Consider the following 9,069-nt stretch of genomic DNA (forward strand, 5'->3'; position numbering starts at 1 on the left):
CGCCTTTAATTCTTCAATTTTTTTAATATAGGCATCTGCTTTATGTGCATAAGTCGGCTTCTGTTTCTTTAGCTTTGTCACAAAGGCAAGAGCATCATCATACCTCTTAGATTTAATATATAAATCCGGCAATTCAAAGTGCCAGCCTGCACCCTCGAATTTTAGTCCACCGTTTTTCCAAAGGGTTTCCCAAAAAGCAATATATGTATCTATATCTCTATCTTCATTGAATTTTTCTTTTGCTTTTTGGACAGCCTCAATCTGTTGATCTTGAGTTTTTAATACCCTGTATCCCTCCGGATCAATCTTTTTCAAATCCTTCATAAAAGCATCATTTCTGTCTGCTATTTCTTTGTTTATTTTGTGTTCTTGCTCATCTACGATTTTTTTCCAATTAGACTTATCGCCAGAACCAAGAAGTTTATTAATACTCCAAACATTAAATGCCAATCCGAATCGAGTATCTTCGGTTGTTTTATTAGGAGCTTTATGCATATAGGGAACATATGCGTTTTCACTTAATTCCTGTGCTCCAGTTTCGGTCAATCTGTATTTTGGCCGAACACCTGCTGAAAGTAGCGTTTCTTCCGATATTGTGTCAGATACACGAGCTACCAACTCCGCCTTCTTTCCAGTGGTAGACTCTCCATGCTTCATAAGCAGTTCTTTCAGCTGAGAAACTGTTAAATCATTTACGGATTCTTTGGCAGAAGCAAACGCAATATAGCCACGTTCTTCCAAATTTTTAAGGACTACATCCACATTACGGATACCATATTCGAACCACCAGAATCCTGGATATCCGTTTTTGGGGCCAGGATAAGCACCTTTAGAACAGTACTCCAACAGCAGAATTTCTGCCGGATAGAGCCCTTTGGCAGAGGGGATTGCTGTTTTCTTTCGTTCTTCAAAGGATATCACGCTCTTTTCGAAGGAGGTACCTTCTGCTATAACATCCGTGTAATATTCTTCTGGTTGGTAATCCCCCTTTTTCGTTTGGGGTATTGTGCCTTCCTGTTTTTTGATCTGTGTTGCTTGTGCAGCCTTTTCTTTTTTCTTGAATAAATCAAACAATCCCATACTGTTCTCCTCGATAATCATAAGTCGGCTATGTTATAATTTTCGTCTTCGTCTGTCTACTTAACTATACTCTTGTGTGTACACACATTATTGTACAAGAAGACACCGCATTTTTCAAGATTGGTTTTCAAGTTCACCAGAGTAAAACGTAACTTTTTATGGACACCGCTATGGTCAAACAAGAGCTGCCCCGCTGAATGGTAGGGCAGCTCTTGCTCGTTAGCAACAATCAATCAAGGCGTTGGTATTCTGTAACTGTCTTGAGGTAGACAGCAGGATCGCCGTTAAGGATTAAATCAGCATATGCAGCAGGGTCATTATAGATTAGATAGTCGAGTTCCGACTGTTGATACATATTGTTCGCTACCTCATTTTCTACAGCGATAGTGTCGATAGAAACCATGCTACCATCTGAAAAGCAAAACTCTACACAAGCAGTATCAAGGTTAAATTCACAAGATAACAGGTGTTTCATGGTAAATACCTCCGTAATTCTAATATTTTGTTGCAAAAAAGAACGATGCCGGTCATGCGACTCGACATCGTTCTTTTCGTTGTTGTTTCCAACCCTGTCAGACAGATGCCGTAAAATAGTAATTTTTAGAATTACTGTCTTACGAGCACCCGTCTAATGCGGCCGGTTTTGTCGTTTTTATTCCTTATTCAGCGCTTCCAGTCTTGCCTTGTTCGCAGCAATCACCTTTTCCTGCACCGGAACCGGCGCTTCGTCATACCGTTCAAAGGTGGATACAAACGAACCGCGGCCCTGCGTCATCGAACGCAGCGTAATCGCATAATCCGCAAGCTCGGCCATCGGGCACTCCGCAACGATCTCCTGCTTGCCGCCGTCCACCGGGTTCATACCCATAATACGGCCGCGCCGCTTGTTCAAATCACCGATTACATCGCCCATATAGGAGTCCGGAACCAGAACCTTCATCGAGCAGACGGGTTCCAGAAGAACAGGGCTTGCCTGCGGGATACCCGCCTTATAAGCCAGGCGAGCCGCCATCTTAAAGGACAGTTCATTCGAGTCTACATCATGGTAGGAGCCGTCCAGCAGGGTTGCGCGCAGGCCAACCATCGGATAGCCGGCCAGCACACCGTGCTCCATCGCTTCCCGAATGCCCTTATCAACTGCCGGATGGAAGTTTTTCGGCACCGAACCGCCGAAAATCTTCTCTTCAAACAGATAGTCGCCTTCCGGATAGGGGGCAAATTCCATCTTAACATGGCCGTACTGTCCATGTCCGCCCGACTGCTTCTTGTGCTTGCCTTCCACCGTGACCGGCTTGCGAATCTTTTCGCGGTACGGCACAATCGGCGGGGTCAGCTCTACTTCTACACCGAATTTATCCTTCAGCTTGGAGCAGAGCACATCCAGATGGATATCGCCCGCGCCGGAAATCGTATGCTGCTTGGTTTCCGGATTGAACTCCGTTTCAAACGAGGGGTCCTCATCATGCAGACGCGACAGGCCGGCAGAAATTTTCTCTTCCGCGCCCTTTACCTTGGGCGCAATGCCCTGCGTATAGCACGGCTGCTTGAACGCAATCGGCTCCAGCTCCACCTTGCGCACATTCATCGAAAGGGTATCGCCCGTTTTGGTCGTAACCAGCTTGGAAACCGCGCCGATATCGCCGCAGCCGATGACAGGCACTTCCGTGGTCTTCTTGCCGCAGACCGTAAAGATGTGGCCCATCTTCTCATTTGCGTCCGCGCGCTTGTTGACCAGCGTCATATCCTGCTTGACCTCGCCCGACATCACCTTGAAATAGGAGAAGCGGCCGTACTGGTCGGCAACCGTCTTGAATACGAAAGCACAGGCGGAGCCGTTGGGCGTGCAGTTGATTTCAATCAGTTCGCCCTTTTCATCTTCGCAGATTTCCACCGGCTTTTCGTCAGGCGACGGCATATAGTCCGCAATGCCCTTCAAAAGCGCATAGGAACCAATGCCGGTTGCCGCGGTGCCGCAGAACACAGGCGCAATCACCAGGTCCTTCACGCCCTGGCGGATACCTGCAATCAGCTCGTCATCCGAAAACTCTTCGCCCGCAAAATAGCGTTCCATCAGCTCTTCGGACAGCTCTGCGATATTCTCACACAGTGCGGCACGGTGCTGGTCAACCTTTTCCACCATATTTTCCGGAATCGGAATCTCCACACGCTTATTGCCTTCCATGCGGTAAGCTTTGCGGATAACGCAATCCACTACGCCGACCGTATCCCGATTGCCCTCAAAAATCGGAACGACAATCGGAGCCACCGTTACGCCGAACTGCTTTTGCAGCTTGTGCAGAGAATTGTAATAGTCGGAATTTTCCTCATCAATTTTGGAAATATAGAACATACGGGGCATGCCGCGCTCCTCGCAGCGCTCCCACGCCTTTTCCGTGCCGACGCCCGGGCCGGATTTGCCCGTAGCAACAATCAGCGCAGACTCAGCCACGCGCAGCGCGCAGCTTACTTCGCTTTCAAAATCAAAGAAGCCCGGGGTATCAAGCAGGTTGATCTTGCAGCCGTTCCATTCCACCGGCGCAACGGCCGTTGAAATAGAGAACTTTCGCTTGATCTCCTCCGGATCGGAGTCACAGACAGTATTGCCGTCTGGAATCTTTCCGAGTCGGTCGGTTACTCCGGCAGTATTCAGCAGGCTCTCGACCAGCGAGGTTTTACCGTCGCCGCCGTGCCCCATTAAGCATACGTTACGGATTTTGTTGACTGGGTAATTGGCCATATTGATAAACACTCCCCTGCCCATGCCTTCACGCGGGCGCTTAGTTGTCGGGAATAAATCCCCTGTTTGTTATTATACACGATTACGCACTTCTATGCAAGGTGTTTTTTGTGCATTTTTAATGTTGTGTTTCCGGCAGATTCCGGCTTGTTCCTCCGCAAAAAATTTTTTATTTTTCGCCATTTTTCTGTCACAAAACCGCAGTCTCAAACGTTATATATATGTAAGGATTTTTACAGATATCTGCGCAAGGGGGGCTTCGCCATGACGCATGCATATATCGCAACAGCCGCCGCCGTACTGGCGCTGGCGCTGGCTGTTTTTTCTGTTCTGTCTGTTCTTCCGCTGTAACGCGGAGCAGGCGATACATCTGTGCTGTTTCATTTTTTCACTTCTTTTCTTTCATACCAAAGGCCTGCCGCCAACGTGATTTTACGCTGGCGGCAGGCCTTTTGCTTCATTTTTCAAATTTTCAGTGCGTCTGTTGGGTAATCAGAAACACAGGCGCATACCAAAGCAGCAGATACAGCAGCAGATTGCGCACCGGCAATGCGTCTACCGCGTTCTGGCTGACCAGATAAAATACAATCAGCATACCGCAGATGCCCGCAAAGGCGCCCAATGTCAAATTAGAACGCACGGCACCGGCCAGTTTATCCGCACACCGCAGCACCTGCACAAGCGGTCCTGCACCGTCCCGCGTCAGAATCGCCGCAGGCGCGCCCCCTTCCGTGTAGGAAGGCTCGGTCAGCCGCTGCGCAGCGTCCGGCGCCGGCTGGTCGGCAAAGCCGCGCCGCAAATCGAACTCGCTCTCCACCATCGCGGGTGAGATATTGAAATCCTGCACGGCCAAAACCGCGTTCATATGCATACGGCGCATCAGGCGCATCGCCTGATATGTACTCTTCGTCGGCTGATAGCGCAGCGTCAGCACACCGGCCAGTTCGCCGTTTACCACCAGATACGCATGCACGCCGCTCTGTCCCGCGCGGATACGCATGCCCATATTGACCATCAGCGCGGCCGTGCCCAGCACAACGCGGCTGGTGCCAACCTCACCGGCCAAGCCGCCCTCCACCATCTGCACATTGCGTGCGGACAGCGTCGCGCCATAGCGTTCGCGCGTTGCCTCTGTCAGCACACGGCCCAGTTCCAGGCCCGCGGCATCCGTCAGCGCGGCGGCGCATGCCAGAATTCTGTCGTCCGAAATCCGCCCCATGTTCTGAAGCGATTCCAGTGCAATCGAACCTGCCGGAAACAGATCGTTTTCTGTCAGCACAATTTCCTCCGTACCACGCAGCAGGTCAGCCTGCCGCGCGCCTGCAATAGCAGCGCCCGAACGCAGCAGGCGGCGCGAAACATTATTATAGCTTGCGCCGAATGCGCACAGAAGGCCCAGCGGTGCAGACACAGACAGAATGGCGGAAAACGCCCAGAAAAAGCGCACCGGCTCCCCTCTGCCAACCGATGCCAGCAGCGCGAAAATAATGGATGCAGCCAAAGCAATCGGCACATAGATCATCGCAAAACGGTCGGCCGAATCCGGACGCTCCATCTCGGTCAAAAAGGCATCTTCCGCATGCAGCGGCCCTTTGGCCGCGCGGCACGCATCGTCCTCCTTGTCATAATGGCTGTAAATCGCCATCGGCTGCTCTGCCGAACAGATTGCCTGATAGGCGCGCGCCCGCGCAGCATACCGGTTTCTCTCTTCCCGCATGGCTGCATACAGCATCAGCATACTAACCGCCAGATACGGTATTTCAACGCCTGCCTGGTTATCAAACACAATGATAGATGCACCGTGCAGCAGCGCAGCCAGCACGGCAAAAGAAACCAGCGTCGCACGGTCGGGCGCCCCATGGAACAGGCTGTAAAAGCCCATGCCAAACACATCCACACCTATAAACAGCGCAATAAACTGCAGTAGCAGCAATACGCCTACGCCGATCAGCGGATTTACTGAAATGTCCAGCACCGTTGGCAGCGGCAGCTTTTCCATACCGGGCGCAAGGCTGATATACGCCGCAGCTGCCGTCAGCAGCAGCACCAGCGTCGAACGGGCGGACAGGCCCTGCGCCCTGCGTTTGAATGAGCGGGCGGCCTGCGCCGGGTCGCGCAGCTCAATATCTTCTTCTTCCTCCGCCTGTTCGGCCGCAATGCGCGCCGCTTTGGCTTCTTTGCGCGTCATCTTTTCTGCACGCCGCGGCGAACGGGACGGCGTTTTTTCATACGCGGCCGCTTCGTCGTCCTGCTCATCATATTCTGTCTCGGCCGCACGGCGGGCCGCCTTTACAGCAGCTTTTGCCGCAGCTTTTTCCCTTCTGGCGGCAGCTTTTGCCTCCCGCGCGGCAATACGCGCGGCACGGGGGTCCTCCTCATCCGTAAAAGCGGAAAGGTCCGGCAATTCTTCCTGCTGCGCGACAGGCCGTTTTTTCGGCGCGGTGCGGCGCGGCGCAGTCTCTTCCTGCGGTACAGTACGCGCGCGCTGTGCTTCTTTTGCGCGCGGCATGGCAGCCGCTTCCTGCTTTTGCGGCTCCACGCGGCGCGGCGCCGGTCTGGGAGGTTCGGATGCAGGCTGCGGCGCCTGCTTCGGCTCCGCCGCCGGTGCTCTGCCCTCTACTTCTGCAATAATCGAATCCAAATCAAATTCGTCTGTATCCGGCACACCATTCAGCAAATCCTTGAGTGCGTCCAAATTCATGGTATCGTCCATTTTGCCCATATGTTCCCCATTTCCTCCTTTAAGCCTGCATGCGGCGGCGCACAGCCTCAAACAGCATAACCGCGGCAGCATTCGAGGCGTTGAGCGAATTGACCTTTCCCCGCATCGGGATACTGACAATATAATCGCACTTATCGCGTGTCAGCCGGCTGAGGCCCTGTCCCTCCGAGCCGATTACAATTGCAGTCGGCCGGGCGAAGGCCGCGTCATACAGGCTGACCGTGCCGTCCGCCTCCGCGCCGAACAGCCACAGGCCGCGCTCCTTCAGTTCGTCCAGCGTGCTGGCCAGATTGCCCGCCTTGTGAATCCCCACATAGGCCAGCGCCCCCGCCGCCGCGCGGGCGACCGCTGCGGTCAGGCCAACGGCACGCCGTTTCGGAATAATCACCCCATGCGCGCCGGCGGTTTCCGCCGAACGGATGATTGCGCCAAGGTTATGCGGGTCCTCAATGCCGTCGCACACAACGACGAGCGGCGGCTCCCCCCGCTCCTCTGCCACGCGGAAAATATCGTCCAGCGAGACGTATTCCTGCGCTGCAATCTGGGCAATCACACCCTGATGACTGCCCGTCGGGCTCATATGGTCGAGCTTGCGGCGGTCACAGGCAACAACCGGTATGCCGCGCCGCCTGGCTTCTGCCGCAATATCTCCGCCGCGCGCACCTTCCGCCAGGAACACCTTATCCACCGCGCGTCCGGCGCGCAGCGTTTCCAATACTGCATTGCGTCCCTCAATCAGCGTACTGTCCTGCTCCGCCGCAGAACGGCGGCGTTTTTCCTTTTCATATGCCATATACATTTACGCTCCACAACATCAGATGCCGGCTGTTATACCCCATCAGGCAGCGCAATTTCATCCGAAACACCCGACTGGGAGCTGCCGATCGTATCATCGCATTTCCAAACGTACAATAGCCGTCTTGCGGCTATTATACCACACCCCGCTCCCCACATTCAACGCATCCCGCCGAAAACATGCAACTTGCTTGTTTTTCTTGCTTTTTTCCACATTTTTTTGTTTATTTTCTCGATAATATCGCGCCGCTGTGCTATAATGTTCTTACCAAAGACAGGAGGAAAACATATGACGACGCCATATGACGAAACGCTCCGCATCTGCAGCGAACAAATCGCGCGGCAAAACAAGCTGCGCGCCATGCAGCAGCGCCTGTATGACCAGCTCCGCGAGCTGGAAAGCCGCGAACAAGAGCTTGCCGCTATCCGCGCAAAAGAACAGCGGGATGTCGACCGGCTGGAAGGGCACAGCCTTGCCGCGCTTTTCTATGGCATTACCGGCAAAAAAGAAGAACGGCTCAGCACGGAGCAGCAGCAGGCCTACGCCGCAGCGCTGCGCCATGAGGGCGTGCTGCGCGAAATCAAAACGGTTCGGCAGGAGCTGCTCCGCTGCGACGCTGAACTGACAGCGCTGCACGGCTGCGGAACACGTTACGCGGAAGCGCTTGCAGCCAAGGCCGACCTGCTCAAGCAGCGCGGCGCGGCGCAGGCGGCGGATATTATACAGCTGGAACAGCGGGCTGCCGCGCAAAAGCAGCTTATGAAAGAGCTCAACGAGGCCATTGATGCCGGACAGGCCGCCGGCAGCGCGGCCAATGCGCTTGGCGGCAGCTTGTCCAGCGCAGAAGGCTGGGGCACATTCGACCTGTTCGGCGGCGGGCTGCTTACCACCATGGCCAAGCACAGCCAGCTGGACGAAGCGCAGGAGCATGCAGCCGTGCTGCAGGAGCGGCTTCGGCGTTTCCAGGCCGAGCTGAGCGATATCACCATCCGCGCCGATATACAGGTGCGGGTGGACGGCTTTCTCCGCTTTGCCGATTACTTTTTTGACGGCCTGCTGGCCGACTGGGCCGTGCTTGACCACATCCAGGGCGCACAGGCGCAGCTGGAGCAGACGCAGGAGCAGATTCAAACCGTGTTGGAGCAGCTCTACGCCATGCAGGAACAATGCGCGCAGCAGCAGCGCATCATACAGGACAAATTGGACGAACTGGTTCGCAGCGTATAAATATTGTAAATATAAAGAAAAAGACTTTGGAAGCAATCTTCCAAAGTCTTTTTTTTGCAGCCCTGTGCTTATTTGCACAGGTATCCGCCGTCCACCGGCAGAATCGCACCGCCAAGATAGTCGCTCGCATGGGAGGCAAGGAACAGGCAGGCGCCCTTCATATCCGCCGGCTGGCCCCAGCGGTGCGCCGGAATCCGGTCGCAGATCTCTTTATAACGATAGTTGGACGGGTCGAGCAGCGCCGCGCACATGTCGGTTGCAAAATAGCCGGGCGCAATCGAATTGACATTGACGCCGCATTCAAGCAGGTCGTTGGACATGCACTTGGTCATCTGCGCCACACCACCCTTAGCCGCAGAATAGGCGACGACGTTCTGTCCGCCGAAGAAAGAGGACATGGACGAAACAGTGATAATCTTGCCGTAGCCCTTCTTGACCATGATCTTCGCAGCCTGCTGGCACATAATGAACTGGCTTGTAAGGTTGACTGCAATCACATCATCCCAA

General features: G+C 54.0%; 7 protein-coding genes. 1 reads left to right on the forward strand and 6 read right to left on the reverse strand.

Annotation, left to right across the window (positions count from 1 at the left end):
* The 5 genes from ACOYIE_RS06655 to rlmB all read right to left on the reverse strand — a co-directional run.
* Window positions 1–1,080 (reverse strand): SAP domain-containing protein (locus ACOYIE_RS06655; RefSeq protein WP_433411620.1); only part of this gene is annotated, 1,080 nt, incomplete at its 3' end.
* 229 nt (window positions 1,081–1,309) lie between these two features.
* Window positions 1,310–1,555 carry a DUF6061 family protein gene (locus ACOYIE_RS06660; RefSeq protein ID WP_433411622.1) on the reverse strand — a complete coding sequence of 82 codons (246 nt, stop codon included), beginning with the start codon at window positions 1,553–1,555 and terminating at the stop codon, window positions 1,310–1,312.
* Window positions 1,556–1,732: 177 nt separating this feature from the next.
* On the reverse strand, window positions 1,733–3,817 hold the full coding sequence (locus tag ACOYIE_RS06665; protein ID WP_433411625.1) for an elongation factor G: 2,085 nt from the start codon (window positions 3,815–3,817) through the stop codon (window positions 1,733–1,735).
* Between the two features lie 472 nt (window positions 3,818–4,289).
* The gene (locus ACOYIE_RS06670) at window positions 4,290–6,539 is read right to left on the reverse strand and encodes a hypothetical protein (protein WP_433411627.1); all 2,250 of its coding nucleotides are present in this window, start codon (window positions 6,537–6,539) and stop codon (window positions 4,290–4,292) included.
* A 19-nt stretch (window positions 6,540–6,558) separates the two neighbouring features.
* Window positions 6,559–7,332: a 23S rRNA (guanosine(2251)-2'-O)-methyltransferase RlmB gene (gene rlmB / locus ACOYIE_RS06675; protein WP_433411629.1), complete on the reverse strand. Its 774-nt coding sequence runs from the start codon at window positions 7,330–7,332 to the stop codon at window positions 6,559–6,561.
* Between the two features lie 291 nt (window positions 7,333–7,623).
* Here rlmB and ACOYIE_RS06680 point away from each other — a divergent pair, with 291 nt between their 5' ends.
* A complete protein-coding gene (locus tag ACOYIE_RS06680; protein WP_433411631.1) occupies window positions 7,624–8,562 on the forward strand; it encodes a hypothetical protein in 939 nt (312 codons plus the stop codon).
* Between the two features lie 68 nt (window positions 8,563–8,630).
* On the opposite strand, the gene ACOYIE_RS06685 is transcribed toward ACOYIE_RS06680, so the two are convergent.
* Window positions 8,631–9,069, reverse strand: a 439-nt coding sequence (locus tag ACOYIE_RS06685; protein WP_433411634.1) for an SDR family oxidoreductase, incomplete at its 5' end; no start/stop codon positions are given.

The organism is Agathobaculum sp. (assembly GCF_050946325.1).
Classification (GTDB): Bacteria; Bacillota; Clostridia; order Oscillospirales; family Butyricicoccaceae; genus Agathobaculum.